General features: G+C 68.2%; 13 protein-coding genes. 10 read left to right on the top strand and 3 right to left on the bottom strand.

The window, feature by feature from the left end; translation table 11 throughout:
- Window positions 1–132: 132 nt before the first annotated feature.
- A complete protein-coding gene (locus ABMA10_RS17770; RefSeq protein WP_347869293.1) occupies window positions 133–1,152 on the bottom strand; it encodes a LacI family DNA-binding transcriptional regulator in 1,020 nt (339 codons plus the stop codon).
- Window positions 1,153–1,307: 155 nt separating this feature from the next.
- Between ABMA10_RS17770 and ABMA10_RS17765 the strand changes: the two genes are divergently transcribed.
- From ABMA10_RS17765 to ABMA10_RS17720, 10 genes are all read left to right on the top strand, one after another.
- Window positions 1,308–2,327, top strand: a complete 1,020-nt coding sequence (locus tag ABMA10_RS17765) for a serine hydrolase domain-containing protein (protein ID WP_347869294.1) — start codon at window positions 1,308–1,310, stop codon at window positions 2,325–2,327.
- Between the two features lie 211 nt (window positions 2,328–2,538).
- On the top strand, window positions 2,539–2,715 hold the full coding sequence (locus ABMA10_RS17760; protein WP_347869295.1) for a hypothetical protein: 177 nt from the start codon (window positions 2,539–2,541) through the stop codon (window positions 2,713–2,715).
- A 94-nt stretch (window positions 2,716–2,809) separates the two neighbouring features.
- Complete coding sequence (gene chvE / locus ABMA10_RS17755) at window positions 2,810–3,934, top strand: multiple monosaccharide ABC transporter substrate-binding protein (RefSeq protein WP_431030760.1); 1,125 nt, start codon at window positions 2,810–2,812, stop codon at window positions 3,932–3,934.
- A 137-nt stretch (window positions 3,935–4,071) separates the two neighbouring features.
- Window positions 4,072–5,580, top strand: a complete 1,509-nt coding sequence (mmsA, locus tag ABMA10_RS17750; protein WP_347869382.1) for a multiple monosaccharide ABC transporter ATP-binding protein — start codon at window positions 4,072–4,074, stop codon at window positions 5,578–5,580.
- Between the two features lie 107 nt (window positions 5,581–5,687).
- Window positions 5,688–6,866, top strand: coding sequence for a multiple monosaccharide ABC transporter permease (mmsB, locus tag ABMA10_RS17745; protein ID WP_414693684.1), 1,179 nt, complete (start codon window positions 5,688–5,690; stop codon window positions 6,864–6,866).
- Window positions 6,867–6,917: 51 nt separating this feature from the next.
- Complete coding sequence (locus tag ABMA10_RS17740; RefSeq protein WP_431030759.1) at window positions 6,918–8,585, top strand: hypothetical protein; 1,668 nt, start codon at window positions 6,918–6,920, stop codon at window positions 8,583–8,585.
- 158 nt (window positions 8,586–8,743) lie between these two features.
- Window positions 8,744–10,504, top strand: a complete 1,761-nt coding sequence (gene araB, locus ABMA10_RS17735; protein WP_431030758.1) for a ribulokinase — start codon at window positions 8,744–8,746, stop codon at window positions 10,502–10,504.
- Complete coding sequence (locus ABMA10_RS17730) at window positions 10,501–11,208, top strand: L-ribulose-5-phosphate 4-epimerase (protein WP_347869300.1); 708 nt, start codon at window positions 10,501–10,503, stop codon at window positions 11,206–11,208. The genes araB and ABMA10_RS17730 overlap by 4 nt, the downstream gene beginning before the upstream one ends.
- Before the next feature lie 225 nt (window positions 11,209–11,433).
- Window positions 11,434–12,951 carry an L-arabinose isomerase gene (araA, locus tag ABMA10_RS17725; RefSeq protein WP_347869301.1) on the top strand — a complete coding sequence of 506 codons (1,518 nt, stop codon included), beginning with the start codon at window positions 11,434–11,436 and terminating at the stop codon, window positions 12,949–12,951.
- 112 nt (window positions 12,952–13,063) lie between these two features.
- Window positions 13,064–14,044 (top strand): cyclase family protein, encoded by a 981-nt coding sequence (locus tag ABMA10_RS17720; RefSeq protein ID WP_347869302.1) that lies wholly within the window; start codon window positions 13,064–13,066, stop codon window positions 14,042–14,044.
- Window positions 14,045–14,156: 112 nt separating this feature from the next.
- Here the strand turns inward: ABMA10_RS17720 and ABMA10_RS17715 are convergent, their stop codons facing one another.
- Both ABMA10_RS17715 and ABMA10_RS17710 read right to left on the bottom strand, forming a co-directional pair.
- On the bottom strand, window positions 14,157–17,069 hold the full coding sequence (locus ABMA10_RS17715) for a hypothetical protein (protein WP_347869303.1): 2,913 nt from the start codon (window positions 17,067–17,069) through the stop codon (window positions 14,157–14,159).
- Window positions 17,066–18,943, bottom strand: a complete 1,878-nt coding sequence (locus tag ABMA10_RS17710) for an HSP90 family protein (protein WP_347869304.1) — start codon at window positions 18,941–18,943, stop codon at window positions 17,066–17,068. Before ABMA10_RS17710 ends, ABMA10_RS17715 begins: the two co-directional genes overlap by 4 nt.
- Window positions 18,944–19,129 lie beyond the last annotated feature (186 nt).

Raw genomic sequence — 19,129 nt, 5'->3', positions numbered from 1 at the left:
GGTGCGCTGGACCGAACCCGCACGGACAGCCGTGGGCGCGAGGTATTGGCGCGGGCGCGGGTCTCCGGAGGGGCGCGCTCGCGCCAGTGGGGTGCGCTCGGTCCAGCGCACCGCGCTGGCAGCGACCCGCGGCTAGAAGGCGGGCGGGCCGGTGGACTTCCGGATGATGAGTTCGGGGTCGATGCTGCCCCGGTAGCCGACGGTGTCGACCTCGAGGTTGCCGAGCAGACGCGCGACGCAGCGACGGCCGAGCTCATCGAAGTCCTGCCGGACGGTCGTGAGCGGCGGCCAGAAGTGCGGCGCCTCGGGGATGTCGTCGAACCCGACGATCGACACGTCGCGCGGGACGTCGTAGCCCTCATCACGGATCGCGTGGATCAGCCCGAGCGCCATCTGGTCGTTCGACGAGAAGATCGCCGTGAAATCACGCACCCGCATCAGCTCGATGCCCGCCCGATAGCCGAAGTCGGCCGTCCAGTCGCCGAGGATCGGCGCGGTCGTCGGTACGTCCTGGGTGCTCATCTCGACGAGGAACCCACGCATGCGCGCCTCGGCCTCGATCCAGTCCTGCGGCCCCGCGAGGTGGTAGATGTTCCGGTGGCCGAGTTCGATGAGGTGCCGAGTCGCAAGTCGCCCGCCGGCCACTTGGTCGACTCCGATGGAGTGGTCGTCGAGGTCGCCGCCCGACTGCACGGTGACGAACGGCACCCGCACGTCGAGCTCCTCGATGGCGCGGAACACACGCACCTGGGGCGCGATGACGACGATGCCGTCGACCGACTGCGAGAGCAGATGCTCGACGGCGGCGACGATCGACTCCTCGCTCGTGTCCGGCAGGTTCGAGGTGCTGACGAGGTAGCCGGCGTCCTTGCTGGCGTTCTCGATCGCCTGGATCATGCTCGCGGGGCCGTACTGGGACCGCTGGCTGGCGAGCACACCGATGGTGCGGGAACGACTCGTGACGAGGGCACGGGCGGCCCGGTTCGGTCGGTAGTTGACCTCGTCCATGACGGCGAGTACCCGGTCACGCGTGGAATCGCGAATACTCGGGTGATTGTTGAGCACGCGGGAGACGGTCTGGTGGGAGACCCCGGCCAGGCGCGCGACATCGCGGATATTGGGGGCACGCCCCCGTTCGGCGTCGTCGCTCACGGATTCCTCGGACCTCGATGTGCACGGTCACATTTCGTGCTGCACCCATTATGCACACGCGTCCGGTCGGTGGTGGAACAGCCGGATCCGGTGCGCGACGGACGAAGTCGCCGGTCGATGCGGTCGGGAGATGGCCGCGGCGGTACCGTTGGAGGATGGACACCGCCAGCATCACCCGCGTCATCGAAGACACCGACTTCTCGGGCGTCGTGCTCGTCACCCGTGGTGAGGAGACGCTCTTCCAGGCCGCTCGTGGCCTCGCGTCGCGGGAGCGGAACGAGGCGATCACGATGGCCACCCGGTTCGACACGGCGTCCATCACGAAGCTGTTCACCGCCGCCGCAGTCCTGCAGCAGGTCGACGCGGGGCACATCGATCTCGACGAGTCGATCCACGAGTACGTGGACCTCGACGGCACCACCATCGGTCGCGGTGTGCAATTGCTGCATCTGCTCACGCACACCTCCGGTATCGCAGACGACGCCGACGAGACCGAGGGTGAGAGCTACGAGGACCTCTGGGCAGAGCGCCCTGCGTCGTCGATCGAGCAGACCGCCGATCTGCTGCCGCTGTTCGGGCAGAAGCCTCGCCTCGCGGCTCCCGGCGAAGAGGCCAACTACGTCAACGCCGGCTACGTGCTGCTCGGCCTCGCACTCGAGGGCGTGACGGGTCTGCCGTATCGGGAGCTCATCGAGACGCAGGTGTTCGCGCTGCTCGGGATGTCCGACTCCGGCTTCGTCGACCGCCGAACCGGTCAGTCGGGCCTCGCGGAGGGCGGCGACGTCGACGACGCCGGTGTGTGGCACTCGAACGTCGATGCGTTCCCACCGCTCGGTGGTCCGGATGCCGGCGCCCAGTCGACGGCGGCAGACCTCGTCACCTTCCTGCGTGCCGCCCGCGACGCGAAGATCCTCACCGCCGAGCTGACCGAGGAGTTCACCTCTCCGCAGGTCGAGGTCGACGAGGAGATCGCGTACGGCTTCGGCTTCGAGTTCGACATCGACGAGGACGGCCAAGTGCGCTCGATGTACCTCGATGGCGTGAACCCGGGCGCGAGCGGTATCGCCCGCACCTACTTCGGGCCGACCGCAGCCGACGCGGTCGACGTCGTCGTGCTGTCGAACTCCGAGGACGGCGCCTGGGACGTCATCCGCGCGATCGACGCCGAGTTCTAGCCACTCCGGTCCTTCGCGGCCCGTCGCCCGGCTGCCCATGCGGCGCGCGTACGCATGTGCGGGATCTGCCCTCCATGACCGCGCGACCATCTCCCGTATTTCGCCGGTTATGAAATTGAGACACATCCCGACTTGACATCGGTGGGCTGTCTGGGGCTATCGTGTGACACACAATGTGAACGGTCACATTCGGAGTGACGAGGAAGTCAACGTGGGAACGAAGCGCAACGAAGCGAGCAGGTCGGCGATCAGCCTCCTCCTCTTCTGCCGCGCCGATCGATCCGACCACGACCTCCTCACGGTCCGGCATCCAGCCGACCGCTTCTCCCTGCACCCTCGCCGGCACCACGACGAGGCGTCCGCACCCGCACCCGCGAACGCCCCGTAGTCGGCGAGCGGCCCCGATGAGCTGGACACATCGGAGCTGTTCGACCTGCGCACGACAACGACGTCCAAGCAAACCCCTGAGGGAAGGAACCACAGTGAAGAAGAGAATGCTCCTCGCCGCGCTGGCTGCAGGCACGATGGTCGTGTCGCTCGCCGGCTGCTCCGGCGGCGCAAGCAGCGGATCGTCCGGAGGCGAAGGCGACGGCAAGCTCGTCGGCGTCGCAATGCCCACGAAGAGCTCCGAGCGGTGGATCCAGGACGGCAACGCCGTCAAGGAGCAGCTCGAGAAGGAGGGCTTCAAGGTCGACCTGCAGTACGCCGAGGACGACATCCCCACCCAGGTCTCGCAGATCGAGAACATGATCACCAAGGGCGCTTCCGTCCTGATCATCGCGTCGATCGACGGCACCACGCTCACGAGCGTCCTGCAGGAGGCCGCTGACGGCGACATCCCCGTCATCGCCTACGACCGCCTCATCCGCGACAGCGAGAACGTCGACTACTACGCGTCGTTCGACAACTACAAGGTCGGCGTGCAGCAGGCCAACTCGGTCCTCAACGGCCTCGGCCTCGTCGACCTCGAGGGCAAGCCCACCGAGGGCGCCCCCGCTGGTCCGTTCAACATCGAGATGTTCGCCGGCTCACCGGACGACAACAACGCAACCTTCTTCTGGGACGGCGCGCAGGACACCCTGAAGCCCTTCATCGACGCGGGCACGCTCGTCGTCGGGAGCGGCCAGACGTCCTTCGAGCAGGCGGCGACGCTGCGTTGGGATGGTGAGACCGCGCAGAAGCGCATGGAGAACATCCTCACGTCGACCTACTCCGACGGTTCCAAGGTGAACGCGGTCCTGTCGCCCTACGACGGCATCTCGCGAGGCATCATCTCGGCTCTCACCGACGCAGGATACTCGGTCGGCGCTGAGTGGCCGATCATCTCCGGTCAGGACGCCGAGCTCGACTCGGTCAAGGCCATCGAGTCCGGCGAGCAGTACGCCACCATCTTCAAGGACACCCGTCAGCTCGCTGCCGAGGCCGTCAAGATGGCTGTCGCAGTGCTCAACGGCGACGAGCCCGAGGTGAACAACACCGAGGACTACGACAACGGCAAGAAGGTCGTCCCGTCCTTCCTCCTCGAGTCGCAGATCGTCGTCAAGGACAACATCCAGGAGATCCTCGTGGACTCCGGGTACTGGACCGAAGACGAGATCAAGGGCTAAGCAGCTCCACTCAGGCACCTCGACAGGCTCGGTGAGCGGGTTCCTCCGCTCCCGAGCCTGTCGAGGGGTCACCCAGGTTCAACGACGACCACCAGTAAGGAGACACGGTGTCAGGCGAGACCACGAGCATCCTCGAGATGCGCAACATCATCAAGACCTTCCCCGGCGTCAAAGCCCTCTCGAACGTCACGCTCGACGTCCAGCGCGGCACCGTCCACGCCATCTGCGGTGAGAACGGCGCCGGCAAGTCGACGCTCATGAAGGTGTTGTCCGGCGTCTACCCGTTCGGCACCTACGAGGGCGACATCGTGTTCGAGGACGAGGTCGTGGAGTTCAAGGACATCCGCGACTCCGAGTCCAAGGGCATCGTCATCATCCACCAGGAGCTGGCCCTCAGCCCCTACCTCTCCATCGCGGAGAACATCTTCCTCAACAACGAGTTGAAGGGGCCGCTCGGCCTCATCGACTGGAACCGCACCAATCAGGAGGCGGCAGCTCTGCTCGCCCGGGTCGGCCTGCGCGAGAACCCGACGACCAAGATCCTCGAGATCGGTGTCGGCAAGCAGCAGCTCGTCGAGATCGCGAAGGCCCTGTCGAAGCGCGTGAAGCTCCTCATCCTGGACGAGCCGACCGCTGCGCTGAACGACGAGGACTCCGACCACCTGCTCGACCTGATCCTGCACCTGAAGGAGCAGGGCATCACGTCGATCATCATCAGCCACAAGCTCAACGAGATCAAGAAGGTCGCCGACACCGTCACGGTCATCCGCGACGGCAAGACCATCGAGACGATCGTCAAGAACGACGTCACCGAAGAGCGCATCATCAAAGACATGGTCGGTCGCGACCTCGAGCACCGCTACCCGGATCACACGCCGAACATCGGCGAGGAGATCCTGCGCGTCGAGGACTGGACCGCCCACCACCCCCAGGACCCGACCCGGGTGATGGTGGACGCCGTCAACCTGAACGTGCGCGCCGGTGAGATCGTCGGCATCGCCGGGCTCATGGGTGCAGGACGAACCGAGTTCGCGATGAGCCTGTTCGGCCAGACCTACGGCAGCCGGATCAGCGGCAAGGTCTTCAAACACGGCAGCGAGATCCGCACCCGCACGGTGTCCGAAGCGATCGACAACGGTCTCGCGTACGCCACCGAGGACCGCAAGTACTACGGGCTGAACCTCATCGAGGACATCAAGCGGAACATCTCGATGGCGTCGCTGAAGAAGCTGTCCCGTGGTGGCCTCGTGAACGACAACGAGGAGTACAAGGTCGCCGAGGAGTACCGGCGGAGCATGAACATCAAGGCTCCGAACGTGCTGGCGAAGACCGGGAAGCTCTCGGGCGGCAACCAGCAGAAGGTCGTGCTGTCGAAGTGGATCTACTCCGACCCCGACGTCCTCATCCTCGATGAGCCCACCCGCGGGATCGACGTCGGCGCGAAGTACGAGATCTACACGATCATCAACCGCCTCGCCGCTGAGGGGAAGGGCGTCATCGTCATCTCCTCCGAGCTCCCCGAGCTCATCGGCATCTGCGACCGTATCTACGCCCTCAGCGAGGGCCGCATCACCGGCGAACTGCCGATCGAGGAAGCGAACCCTGAAGCGCTCCTCAAGCTCATGACCATGGAGAAGCCCCGCTAGGCGGGTAGCTACCGGATCGAAGGAGAACCGCAATGTCCGATCTGGACACCAAACCCACCGTCCCGGCCGGGGACAGCGAGGCCGCAGGCGGCCTCGTGAACCCGACCGTGAACCGCTTCACGAGCTGGCTCACGCACATCCTCAGCGACCTCGGTAAGAACGGCATCTTCATCGCCCTCCTGCTCGTCGTCGTGTTCTTCGCCGTCATCACCGACGGCATCCTGCTGCGGCCGCAGAACATCTCCAACCTGATCGTGCAGAACGGGTACATCCTCGTGCTGGCGATCGGCATGGTGATGGTCATCATCGCCGGCCACATCGACCTCTCGGTCGGTTCCGTCGCGGCCTTCGTCGGCGCGATCTCGGGTGTGTTCGCCGTGCAGATGCAGATGCCGTGGCCGATCGCCATCGTGCTGTCGCTGCTGATCGGCGCGCTCGTGGGCGTCTGGCAGGGCTTCTGGATCGCGTACGTCGGGATCCCGGCCTTCATCGTGACGCTGGCCGGCATGCTGATCTTCCGCGGCCTCGCGCTCGTGGTCCTCGGCAACGCGAACATCGGTTCGTTCCCGGCGGAGTACCGCGCGCTCGGCAACGGCTTCCTCAACGACGTGTTCGGCGACTTCCCGATCGACCCGTTGACGCTCGGCATCGGCGTCATCGCCGTGGTCGGCCTCATCGTGCAGCAGGTCCGCACACGCCTCGGCCGCCAGAAGTACGGGCAGGACACCGAGCCGTTCCCGTGGTTCGTCGCGAAACTCGTCCTCATCGTCGCCGGCATCGGCTTCTTCGTCTACGCACTCGCCGCGTACAAGGGCATCCCGGTCACGCTCATCGTGCTCGCCGTCCTCGTCCTCGTCTACGGCATCGTCATGAACCGCTCGGTCTTCGGCCGTCACATCTACGCGATCGGTGGAAACCGTCACGCCGCTGAGCTGTCCGGTATCAAGACCCGCAAGGTCGACTTCTTCCTGTTCGTCAACATGGGCTTCCTCGCGGCGCTCGCCGGCCTGATCTTCACGGCCCGACTGAACCTCGCGGGACCGAAGGCCGGTGACGGGTTCGAGCTCGAGGCGATCTCCGCGGCCTTCATCGGTGGAGCAGCCGTGCAGGGTGGTGTCGGCACCATCGGCGGCGCGATCATCGGTGGTCTCATCATCGGTGTGCTGAACAACGGTATGTCGATCATCGGCCTCGGCATCGAGTGGCAGCAGGCCGTCAAGGGCCTCGTGCTGCTCCTGGCCGTCGCATTCGACGTCTACAACAAGCGCCGTAGCGGCGGACGCTGATCCTCGGACCCGCACTCGCGGACTTCTGAGATCGATACGACACCGCACGCGATGACCGCGAACCACGGAGGCGAGCGCACCGGCGAACAGGCCGGGGCGTTCGCCTCCGTGCGTGGTGGTGGCGTCGGTGGGGACGTGTCGTTCGCGCTGCAGCTCCTGCGCGGAGACGACCCGGTGCTCGAGGTGCCGGCCGGTGACGTGCATGCGGTGCTCGGCGCATCGGCCGCGACACGACGCTTCATCGCCGGCCTGTCCGGCACGAGCGGTGCGCGCGAGGGGTCCGGCGAGACGGTGCTCGTCGGTGGGAAGGCTGCGCGGTTGTCGTCGCGAGCCGCATCGAGTGCTGCCGGGATCGCACTCGTGAGTGGCGGCCATGCCATCAGCTGGCCGCAGAGCATCGGTGAGAACGTGCTGCTCGGCAATGAGCGCGCTCCGGGGATCCTTGATGCGCTCGCCCGGCTGTTCGGTCGTCGACCGGAACCCGGCACCCACCTGAACGACGCCGAGCGTGCCTCCCGTGCGCTCGGGATCGTCGGCCTCGAGCGCGCCCAGGCCGAGCCGGTGTCGGCGCTGACGACCGTGGAGAGACGCCTGCTCGAGCTCGCGCGCGCCGTGGCGGCGGAAGCGGCCGTCGTCGTCGTCGACGACACGGGTGCAGGAGTGGTCGGCACTGAGCTGACGCGCTGGCGCCGAGCGCTGCTGGCCGTCGCCGCGACGCCGCGTCCTCACGGACCTGCTCCAGCTGTGATCCTCGTGACCGGAACCGTGACCGGGCTGGCGTCCGTGGCGAGTCGTGCGACCGTGCTCGCCGGGACGGCGGCGTCACCGCCGACCCGGATGCTCGTGCTGGCGTCCGCTGCAGATGAGGCCGCGGTGCTCGGGGCGCTGGCGGTGTCGTTCGGTGACGGAGGTGTCGCCACGGACCCGCTTCCCGCCGACCCCGGCTTCGCCCTCGGAACCTCCGCCGGCTTCGCGGTCGAGGACTGGACCGCGAGCCACCCCGCCGACGCGTCCCGTACCGTCGTCGATCGACTGAGCTTCGCGTGCGCACCGGGCGAGGTCCTCGGTCTGTTCGGCCCGCCGGACTCGGGCGCAGGCGAGGTGCTGCTCAGCGTCTTCGGTCGCTCCTACGGTGCGCACATCAGTGGGGCGGCCCGGGTGGACGGCGAGGTCGTCGACGTCTCGACGACGGATCTCGCCCGCGCAGCCGGCATCCTCTACACGACAGAGCACCCGATCCGATTCGACCTGTCCTTCCTCGGAGGGCTGCCGTCGAGCGTCTCGCCCGAGTCGCTCACGCGGATGGTGTCGACGGGCGTCGCCGACGCTCGACGCGACTATCAGGCGACGACGGTGCCCACCGGGTTGGTCGCCGCCATCCCGGGAGCGCATCGGGGCCCGAGCGCGGACCAGTTCAGCGAGTCGCTCAGCATGCTCGTGGGCTCGACCGCGCGGGTCGTGCTGCTCGCGGAACCGTTCGGGTCCGAGGGCGACGACCGGGCTCGCGACCGACGTCGCGCTGTGATCGGTTCGCTCGCCGAGGGCGGGCGGTCGGTCGTGGTCGCGAGCGAGGATCCGGGCGCGCTCGCGGCCGTCTGCGACCGGGTGATCGCCGTTCGTGGTGGCCGGATCGTCGGGGAGACGAGCGCGGACCGCAGTGGCGGAGGGCCACCGATCAGTGCGCTCGCGATCGTGGAGACCATGGGCGGGATCGCCTGATGTCTGCGCTGGTCAAGCCAATATACAACGTTGTACACTGGTCCTCGGACGGTCCGTGACGCCCCAGTCCGCCCCTCGATCCCGCCCCTTTCAGACGCCCCGAATCCGCCACATCTGATGAACCCGAACCAGCACCACCAGACGAAGGAGTCCAGCCGGTGAACACCGACCAGGCAGCATCAACCTCTCCCGCGCGAACCGACGCGGATGAGACCTACACGATCGGCGTCGACTTCGGCACGCTCTCGGGACGCGCCGTCGTCGTCCGAGTGTCCGACGGTGCTGAGCTCGGCACCGCCGTCCTCGACTACCCGCACGCCGTGATGGATCGGGAACTCGCGGCCACGGGCGCCGTCCTCCCGCCCGACTGGGCGCTGCAGGTTCCGGCCGACTATGTCGCCGTCCTGCAGTCCGCGATCCCGCGCGCCGTCGAGGCCGCCGGGATCGACCCTGCCGCGGTCATCGGCATCGGCACCGACTTCACGGCCTGCACCATGGTCCCGGTCACCGCCTCCGGAACACCGCTCAACGAGCTTCCCGAGTACGCCGACCGCCCGCACGCGTACGTGAAGCTGTGGAAGCACCACTCCGCGCAGCCGCAGGCCGACCGCATCAACGCGCTCGCAGCCTCGCGGGGCGAGTCATGGCTGCCGCGCTACGGTGGCCTCATCTCCAGCGAATGGGAGTTCGCGAAAGGGCTGCAGCTGCTGGAGGAGGACCCCGAGCTGTACGAGCGGATGGACCACTGGGTCGAGGCCGCGGACTGGATCATCTGGCAGCTGACCGGTACCTACGTGCGCAACGCCTGCACGGCTGGGTACAAGGGGATCTACCAGGACGGCACCTACCCGAGCCACGAGTTCCTCGCAGCGCTCAACCCGGCGTTCGAGCGCTTCGCGGAAGACAAGGTCGAGCATCAGATCGGTGAGCTCGGTGCAGCGGCGGGCACGCTGTCCGCTGAGGCCGCCGGCTGGACCGGACTGCGCGAGGGCATCGCGGTCGCAGTCGGCAACGTCGACGCCCACGTCTCAGCTCCCGCAGCCCAGGCCGTCTCGCCCGGCCAGATGGTCGCGATCATGGGCACGTCCATCTGCCACGTCATGAACGGTGACGTGCTGCGCGAGGTCCCGGGCATGTGCGGCGTCGTCGACGGCGGCATCATCGCCGGGCTCTACGGCTACGAAGCCGGGCAGTCGGGCGTCGGCGACATCTTCGCCTGGTACGTCGACAACCAGGTGCCCGCGCGGTACACCGAGGAGGCTTCCGCGCGCGGCCTCAGCATCCACGAGTACCTGACGTCGCTCATCAAGGACCAGCCCGTCGGCGCCCACGGCCTCGTCGCGCTCGACTGGCACTCCGGCAACCGTTCGGTCCTCGTCGACCACGAGCTGTCCGGTACCGTGCTCGGTCTCACGCTGACGACGCGCACGGAGGAGGTCTACCGTGCCCTGTTCGAGGCGACGGCGTTCGGCACCCGGAAGATCGTCGAGACCTTCAACGCCTCGGGCGTCCCCGTCACCGAGTTCATCGTCGCCGGGGGCCTGCAGCGGAACCCGTTCCTCATGCAGACCTACTCGGACATCCTGCGTCTGCCGATCTCCATCACGGCGAGCAATCAGGGACCTGCGCTCGGTTCGGCCATCCATGCGGCCGTGGCCGCCGGCGCCTACGCGGACGTTCCGGCCGCGAGCGCCGCGATGGGCAAGGTGAACCGCGCCGTCTACACGCCGGATGAGGCCGCTGCAGACGCCTACGACCTGCTCTACGCCGAGTACGACGCCCTCCACGACTACTTCGGTCGCGGTGCGAACGACGTGATGAAGCGGCTGAAGCGCATCCGGCGGGAAGCGCTCGGTGGGGCGTCCGACAGTGCGCCGACCGACACGGAGACCACCGCCCTCGAAGGAGCAACCGCGTGAACACCCACTCACCAGAGGTCGAGGTCGCGATCGCCCGCGTCCGCGCCGACGTCGCGAAGCTCCACTCGGAGCTCGTCCGCTCTGGCCTCGTCATCTGGACCGGCGGAAACGTCTCCGGGCGGGTGCCCGGCGCCGACCTCTTCGTCATCAAGCCATCGGGCGTCGACTACGACGACCTGGCACCGGAGAACATGATCCTGTGTGACCTCGACGGCCAGGTCATCCCCGAGACGCCAGGCTCCGACCGATCGCCCTCCAGCGACACCGCGGCACACGCATACGTCTATCGGCATATGCCCGAGGTCGGCGGCGTCGTGCACACCCACTCCACCTATGCGGTGGCGTGGGCGGCCCGCGCCGAGCCCATCCCATGCGTGATCACCGCGATGGCGGACGAGTTCGGCGGCGAGATCCCCATCGGCCCGTTCTCGATCATCGGCGACGACTCGATCGGCCGCGGGATCGTCGAGACGCTGACCGGTCATCGCTCACGCGCGGTGCTCATGCAGAACCACGGACCGTTCACGATCGGCAAGGACGCACGCGACGCCGTGAAAGCCGCGGTCATGGTGGAGGACGTCGCTCGCACCGTCCACATCTCCCGCCAGCTCGGAGAACCCAAGCCGATTCCCACAGAGGCGATCGACGCACTCTTCGACCGCTATCAGAACGTCTACGGCCAGGCTCCCCAGGGGGCGCTGTAGCAGTCCCTCTGTCGCCCTTCGACGCGCTCAGGCGAGCGGATCCCGGTTCGCCGAGCTGTTCGAAGGGCCACCTGAACCCCGGTCCCTGAGCGTGTCGAAGGGCCACCTGAACCCCGGTCCCTGAGCGTGTCGAAGGGCCACCTGAACCCCGGTCCCTGAGCGTGTCGAAGGGCCACCTGAACCCCGGTCCCTGAGCGTGTCGAAGGGCCAGAAAGAACGATCATCATGCCGAAGCCCACCACCACCCTCGAGCACTACACCGTCTGGTTCCTCACCGGCAGCCAGAACCTGTACGGCGAGGAGACCCTCCGCCAGGTCGCCGAGCAGTCGCAGGCGATCGCCGCCGAACTCGGCGCTGCAGCCGACGTCCCGGTGAAGATCGAATGGAAACCCGTCCTGAAGGACTCCGAGTCGATCCGTCGCGCGATGCTCGACGCGAACGCCGACGACAGCGTCATCGGACTCGTCACCTGGATGCACACCTTCAGTCCCGCGAAGATGTGGATCGCGGGCCTCGACGCGCTCCAGAAGCCGCTGCTGCACCTGCACACGCAGGCGAACGTCGAGCTGCCGTGGTCGGAGATCGACTTCGACTTCATGAACCTCAACCAGGCAGCGCACGGCGACCGCGAGTTCGGCTACATCCAGACCCGTCTCGGCGTCTCCCGCAAGACGGTCGTCGGGCACGTCTCCGACCCGCGCGTGCAGCGTGAAGTCGGAACCTGGCAGCGCGCCGCCGCCGGATGGGCGGCCACCCACGAGCTGAAACTCGCCCGCTTCGGTGACAACATGCGCTACGTCGCCGTCACCGAGGGCGACAAGACCGAGGCCGAGCTGCGGTTCGGCGTACAGGTGAACACCTGGAGCGTCAACGAGCTCGCGGAGGCCGTGCACGCCTCCACCGATGCCGACATCGATGCGCTGGTCGCCGAGTACGAGGAGTTGTACGACGTCGTCCCTGAGCTGCGGAAGGGCGGCGACCGTCACGAGTCGCTCCGGTACGGCGCGGCGATCGAGCTCGGTCTTCGCTCCTTCCTGGAAGCCGGCGACTTCGCGGCGTTCACGACGAGCTTCGAGGACCTCGGCGAGTTGCGTCAGCTCCCGGGACTCGCGGTCCAGCGCCTCATGGCCGACGGCTACGGATTCGGTGCAGAGGGCGATTGGAAGACGGCGGTGCTCGTGCGCGCCGCTTCCGTGATGGGAGCCGGTCTGCCCGGTGGCGCCTCGCTCATGGAGGACTACACCTACCACATGGAGCCCGGCAACGAACTGATCCTCGGCGCGCACATGCTCGAGGTCAGCCCGACGCTGTCGTCCGAGCGTGCGACCCTCGAGGTGCACCCGCTCGGTATCGGTGGCAAGGAGGACCCGGTGCGTCTGGTCTTCACCGCTGACTCGGGCCCCGCCGTCGTCGTGGCGATGAGCGACATGCGCGACCGCTTCCGGTTGACGGCGAACGTCGTCGAGGTCGTCCAGCCGATCGAGGCACTGCCGAAGCTGCCCGTCGGTCGTGCCGTCTGGAAGCCCGCGCCCGACTTCGCGACCTCCGCTGCCGCCTGGCTCACCGCGGGTGCGGCGCATCACACGGTCATGTCGACCGCTGTCGGCGTCGAGGTCTTCGCAGACTTCGCCGAGATCGCGCGGACAGAGCTGCTCGTGATCGACGAGAGCACGACGACGCGTGACTTCGCCCGCGAGGTCCGCTGGAACAACGCGTACTACCGCCTCGCCCAGGGCTTCTAGGTCGCTCTGATCCCAGGGCAGCTCGTCCTGAGGAGTGGGTGATGGCGGAAACCTGGTGCGTTCTGGCGGGGATCCGGTGACCACCACGGTCGGCGCGCGCCAGAATGAGAGCATGACAGAACTCCGCGCCGTCCTCGATGCCACCGTCAGCTTCGTCAATGGAGGCGGCCTCGCCGTCGAGGACTTCCGCCTCGACCTGCCATCCGCCATCGCGGAAGCGAAGGGCAAGGCGCAGCAGCACGAGGTCGGGCGGCTGCTCGTCACCCACCTCGGTCTCGCGATGGTCGGCGAGATCCGCATCACGAAGCTCGAGATCATCCGCGAGCAGCACAAGGGCAGCCGCGGGATCCTCGCCGCCGCTGCAGCCGCGGGTCTCGAACTGCCCGAACTGCCTGCGGACGAGGTCGTGCAGCGTGCCAGACCTGAGGGGCGGCTGGTCGAGCTCAGCCACCCGATCCGTGCCGGGCTGCGCACCTACCCGGGACTCCCGGAACCGGTCATCCGTCCGTTCCTCACCCGCGAGGACTCCCGGGCGAAGTACGCCGAGGGTACCGAGTTCGCGATGGACGTCATCGAGATGATCGGCAACACGGGCACCTACCTCGACAGTCCCTTCCACCGGTACGCCGGCGGCGGCGACCTCGCGAGCCTGACACTCGAACAGCTCGTGGACCTTCCTGCCGAGGTGTTCCACCTGCAGGACTCGACCTCTCGTGGGATCGGTGCGAACACCCTGCTCGATCGGGACCTCCGCGGCACGGCAGTCCTGCTCCACACCGGTTGGGACCGTCACTTCGCCAAGCCCGAATACGCGAAGGATGCGCCGTTCCTCGCCGAGGACGGTGCACGGTACCTCGTGGAGCAGGGCGTCGTGCTCGTCGGGATCGATTCCATCAACATCGACGACACCGAAGCCGGAGCCGCGGGCGCACGGCCCGCACATTCGCTGTTGCTCGAGGCCGGAATCCAGGTCGTGGAGCACCTCACCGGGCTCGAGCAGATGCCGGCGAGCGGGGCTACCTTCACGGCGACGCCGCCGCTGGTGGAGGACTTCGCGACGTTCCCCGTCCGCGCCTTCGCCCGCTTGCCCTAGTCGAGCCGTCGCTCGATCCCCGCGCCGTACTGCGCCGTCAACGTCGCACGTGTCGGAGCGTGTGCGACGAGACGTTCGGCGTGCGGCGGGGTCGCTGAGCGGCGGGATCGGGTCAGGCTTCGATCTGTGCTCGGAGCAGGGCGGCGTCGGTGTGCTGTTCGAGTCGCTCGTGGGCGTCGGCGAGCTCAGCGGTGACCGTCGTCCAATCGGGGGAGCCCTCCGGCAGGCGGGCCCGCGCAGAGCGGAAGAGCACGACCGCAGCACCGTGATCGTCCGCTCCTGCGCGGGAGCGCGCAGCGAACACCTCGGCGACCGCGGCACCGTTCTCATCACCCACCGCGACGAACCGCTCGACGGCCACCTGAGCCGCAGCGGTCGCCTCCTCGGATCGTCCCAACGCACCGAGCGCGCGAGCTTCAGAGTCGGTGATGTCGGCGACGAGCCACTCGGCATCGTGCGCCGCGGCGATGTTCCGAGCCTCAGCGAACAGCGGGAGCCCCGTGTCGTCGCCGAACCCGGCCTGCGCGCTCGCCTTCCGCTGCAGCGCCTGGATGAGCAGCTGGGGATCGCCGAGGCGTCGGGCGGCGGCCAGCGCCTGGTCGATGACCTCGATCGCGTCCTCGTCCTCGAACTGCACGAGCAGCGTGCTCAGACCGAAGCCCGTACGGATGGTCACCTGGTCGTTGCCGACGGCTGCTGCGTCCTGCAGCGCCGTCTGCCAGATGCCGTAGGCCATGCCGTGCTCGCCGATCGCGCGTGCAGCCTCACCCATGTTGGCGAGCAGATCCGCCAGTTCGCCGGGGGCTGCGTGCTCTCGCTTCGCCTGATAGACCTCGTCGTAGCGCTCGAGCGCTGCGTCCGCGTCGCCCGCGAACTGGAGGTAGCGCGCGAGCTGCAGGGTGAGCGCATCGAGCTCCGGGTACTCCGCGCGGTTCGCGTGCGAGATCGCGAGCTGCATCCGGGACGCGGCCTCGCGGTCGCGGTCGGCATCGCTCAGCAGCGCCGCCGACAGTGCGCAGGCCTGAATGACGCCGAGGCGGTTGCCGAGCGAGGTCTGGAGCGCGACGAGTTCGTCGGCGAGCGCGATGCCTTCGGCGAACTCGCCCGATCCGCCGAGCATGCGGGCGCGGAGCGTCAGTGACGGCAGTCGGACGGAGGCACGGTGCTCTGGTGCGACGAGCGGGTCCAACAGCTCCGCAGCCTCCTGGATGCGGCCGGTGACGGCGAACAGGTGGGCGTGCAGGAGTCGAGCTGAGGGGCCGGCCTCGCCCGGGTCGTCAACGGCCGAGGCGACCACGGCTTCGCCCGCCAACCGGTCGGCGATGTTCAGGTACTCCTCCGCCGGCTCCTGCTCGGTCTGCTGTCCGGCCAGCTCGAACCCGTGGCGGGCCGCGATGACGAGCGTGTGGATGAGGTGGTCCGGGTCGACGGGCACCAGCCGCGCCGCGTCGACGGAGGCGAGGAGTGCGGTGAGCCGCTCGGCTGTCGCTGCACCGAGCACGGACGGCCCGAGCTGCTCCTCGAGGTCGGCGACCGCTGTGCGTCCGGCGTCGCGCAGGGCGGCGACCCGGTCCGCCCAGGCCGCTGCGGCCCGGGGCTCGTCTCCGTCGATGACGCTCGCCTGCGCGATGACGCCGAAGAACGCTGCGGCGAGCTTCGGATCCGACTCGGCCTGTGCGGCGAGCAACGCGAGTCCGTGTTCGGCGGCGATGATCGCGCCGCGAGTGTCGGCGCTCTGCAGGAGCGCGGACGTGCGTTCCCGCCATTCGGCGGGGGTCGCGGCGGGTGCCGGCTCGACGACCGGCGCGGCGAAGCCTTCAGCTGACAGCGGGAGGTCCCAGTGCTCGTCGGCGAGCGCCCGGGCGAGTTCGAGGCGCTCGGTGCGGAACGAGTTGCCGTTGCGTCCGTCGAAGGCGGCCGCGAGGCGCTCTGCCGATGCCCACGCTCGCGCGGCGACGGCCTCCACGGACCAGGCCGGAACACCAGGGGAACCGCTGGCATCCGCGGCGACGTCAGCACCTGCATCGATGCCCAGGTACCGGGCGAGTTCGGGGGCGTCGGCACCGCGCACGGGCAGGCCGCCGTGCCCAGTCCGAGCGACGGCGTCGAGCAGGACGCCGATCGCGGTGAGCCCGTCGGCGTGTCCGGAGAGGTTGATCGGATCGTTCACGAGCGCCGTGAGGTGGCGCTCCAGCATCGTGAGGCCGCGGGCCTCGTTGCCGGTGACGGCGCAGAACACCAGGTGATCGGCGATGATGCCGAAGCCGTCTGCATTGTTCCGCGCGGCACGGTAACTGCGCTGGTGCGCGGCCTTCGCGTCGTCGAGTCGGCCGGCTCGCAGGTACGGGAGGAGTGCCTGCGCCTCGCTCGTCTCCGGCTCCTCACCGCAGCTCATGCGGTTCTCGAACATCTCGTCGTAGATCCGGATCGCTTCGTCCTCCTGGCCGCGCAGTTGGTGGAACCAGGCGTCCTCGTTCCGGACGCATGCCTCGCAGTGGCTGTAGCGGTCGTCCTCGATCGCCGCGCGTCGTTCGAGGAGCGCGGCGGCTTCGTCGAGGCGGCCGGTCACCGAGGCGATGTGGAACTGCGACTGCACGACACCGCTCATCGTCGCGCCGGCTGCGCGGTACCGCGCCTGCATGTCCTCGTGCATGGCGGTGATCTGCTCGAGCGAGAACGTCGGGTTCGTCGAGAGGCGGCCAGCCATCCATTTGTACTGGAAGAGCAGATCGCAGCCGTCGACGGTCGTCGGGAAGCGCTGCGGGTCTGCGTCGTGCTTGCCGACGCACCAGCCGAACGAACTGAACATCGCGTCGGTGTCGCCCGTCATGTGTGCGGACTGGGTGAGGCGCAACCGCGTGGCGTACGCCGCCTCCTCGTCGCCGGCGCTCTCCGCCCGACGCAGGGCTTCGTCGAGGAGTGCGCGCTCGGCGGGGCCGCACGGCAGCGTGTCCGCTTCGTCGAGGAGATCCTGGACGCTGGCGTCTGGATCGATGTCGTCGCGGGCAGGCGCTGTGTCGGTCATCGGAGTTCCTTGTCGTCGAGACCGACACTCAGGCCGATCAGATCTGTCATGGCGGAGTCGAGCATGCGTCGATCGCGAGCCTGGAGCGGGCGGTGGCCGGCGAGGAGGGCCTGCACGTAGAGCAGTTGGATGCTGCGGTCGAAGACGAGGTCGTCGTCGAGGGCGGCGAGACGGCGCACCAGTGCAGCGTTCCAGTTGAGGCAGAGTCTCGCGGCGCCCGCACCGACATCCTCGACCGGGGTCGTGCCCGCGAGGAAGGTGTCGACCGCACCGACCACCTGCGACCAGATCCCGGGGGCGACGGCTGCGGCGCGGTGGCGTTCGATGCGGCGCAGGACCGACGGGTCTGCGACATACAGGGCGGCCAGATCGTCGGGGCGGTATCGACGCACCGACACACGGCACTCGACCTCGTCGAGCACCCGGCTCGCACGGTCTTCGAGTGCGGCCGTGGTGGCGAGGTCGTCGAGGTGTGGTGGCTCGAGGTTGTCGAGTTCGTCGGCGACCGTCACCCGTTCGACGGTGACGCCGTCGATGAGGTCAGGGAGCCGTTCGAGGAGCTCCTGGTCGTGGAGGTAGCCGGCGTTCACGATCGGTGCGGCTGGATCGACGACAGCGGCGATCTGACGGAACTCGTCGCGGGTCGCCGTGTACCTGACCGTGTGGGTCGTGGCCAGGTGCTCCTCGATCGTCGTCGTGCCGGCGGAGGTCTCGATCGGCAGCCAGCGGATCACTGCACCAGCGAGGTCGTCGTCGTGGACGGCGATCGCCTTGATGCCGAGCTGATGGATCCCGATGAACTCCTGCAGGCGATGCGGACGGGACCTCGCGAGATCGAGGATCCAGCGCTGGAGCGAGGCACCGATCGCTTCGCGGGTGAACTCGAGGGTGTCGTCCTGGACGAGCTGCTCGCGCGACGCCGTCGGTCGGAGACCGGTGGTGTCGACGATGCAGCGGACGAAGAACGCCCAGTCGGGGAGGAGGTCGTCGACCTGCTCGCTCAGCAGCATGCCACCGAGATACACGCGGCTCGCCTGACGTGCTCCGGGCGGCGGCGGCGTCGGCAGGACGAAGGCGGTGCCGCGGGTACCGGTACCTGGCACGACGATCTCGATGGCGTCGAATGGCCGACTGCCGAGGAGTTCCTCACCGAACGCCAGCAGCTCATCGTGCGGCGTCGAAGCAGGTGTGCGGAACACCGGGTCGACGTTGATGCGCGCCGGCAGCTCTGGGCGCTCCGGATCGACGACGTCGACGTCGAGATCGAGGAACCGACCGTAGCTCGCCGCCAACGCCGACACCGAGCGATGGCCGAGGAGACTGCCGTCGTGTTGCGGCCCGCCGGTTCGTGGCGACAGCACGACCTCGGAGCCGATCGGCGTCGCCTCACTCGTGGGGGCGTCGAGCTCCTGGATGGTGAACGTGCCGTCGGTGGTGCCCACCCACTCGATCGCCGGGCCGCCACGAGCCGAACGGCTCCGCACGGTGATGGTGTCCGCCACCATGAAGCAGCTGAGCAGGCCGATGCCGAAGCGACCCAGGTAGTCGCCACGCTGCAGCTCGTCGAGGTCACCGCGTTTGGAGCTCCGCCCCACCGTCGCCAGGAGTTCGGCGGCTTCGTCGTGCGTCAGCCCGATGCCGTTGTCCCTGAAGCGGAAGGGCGTCCCGGCGCTCGCCGAGTGGGCGATGATCTCGAGACGGCCGATCGGGGCGTCCTCGTGTTCGGCTCGCCGTGCAGCGACCGCGTCGCGTCCGTTCTGCAGCAACTCACGGAGGTAGACGCGGGGCCCGGAGTAGATGTGCCGACTGAGCAGGTCCACCACGCCGCGGAGGTCCACTTGGAACGGCAAGGGGGCTCTGGGATGGTCTGACATGTACTCGCTTCCGTCGGCGTGCTGCAGGTGAAACTGGCACCGCACCGGTTCCGACGGTCCGCCGACGTTGATGGGCGGATGGAGGATCGATTGCGGCCGGATCAGCCTATCGGGCGCGGGGAAACACGGATTCGGTGTCGCGCGCGGTGCGGAGGACCGTCCGCTCGCACGGGCTGTGGAGGACGG

Origin of the sequence: Plantibacter sp. RU18, assembly GCF_050613355.1 — a bacterium.
GTDB lineage: Bacteria > Actinomycetota > Actinomycetes > Actinomycetales > Microbacteriaceae > Plantibacter.
Note: the sequence above shows the minus strand (reverse complement) of the source record. Positions and strands in the feature narration are given on the sequence as shown.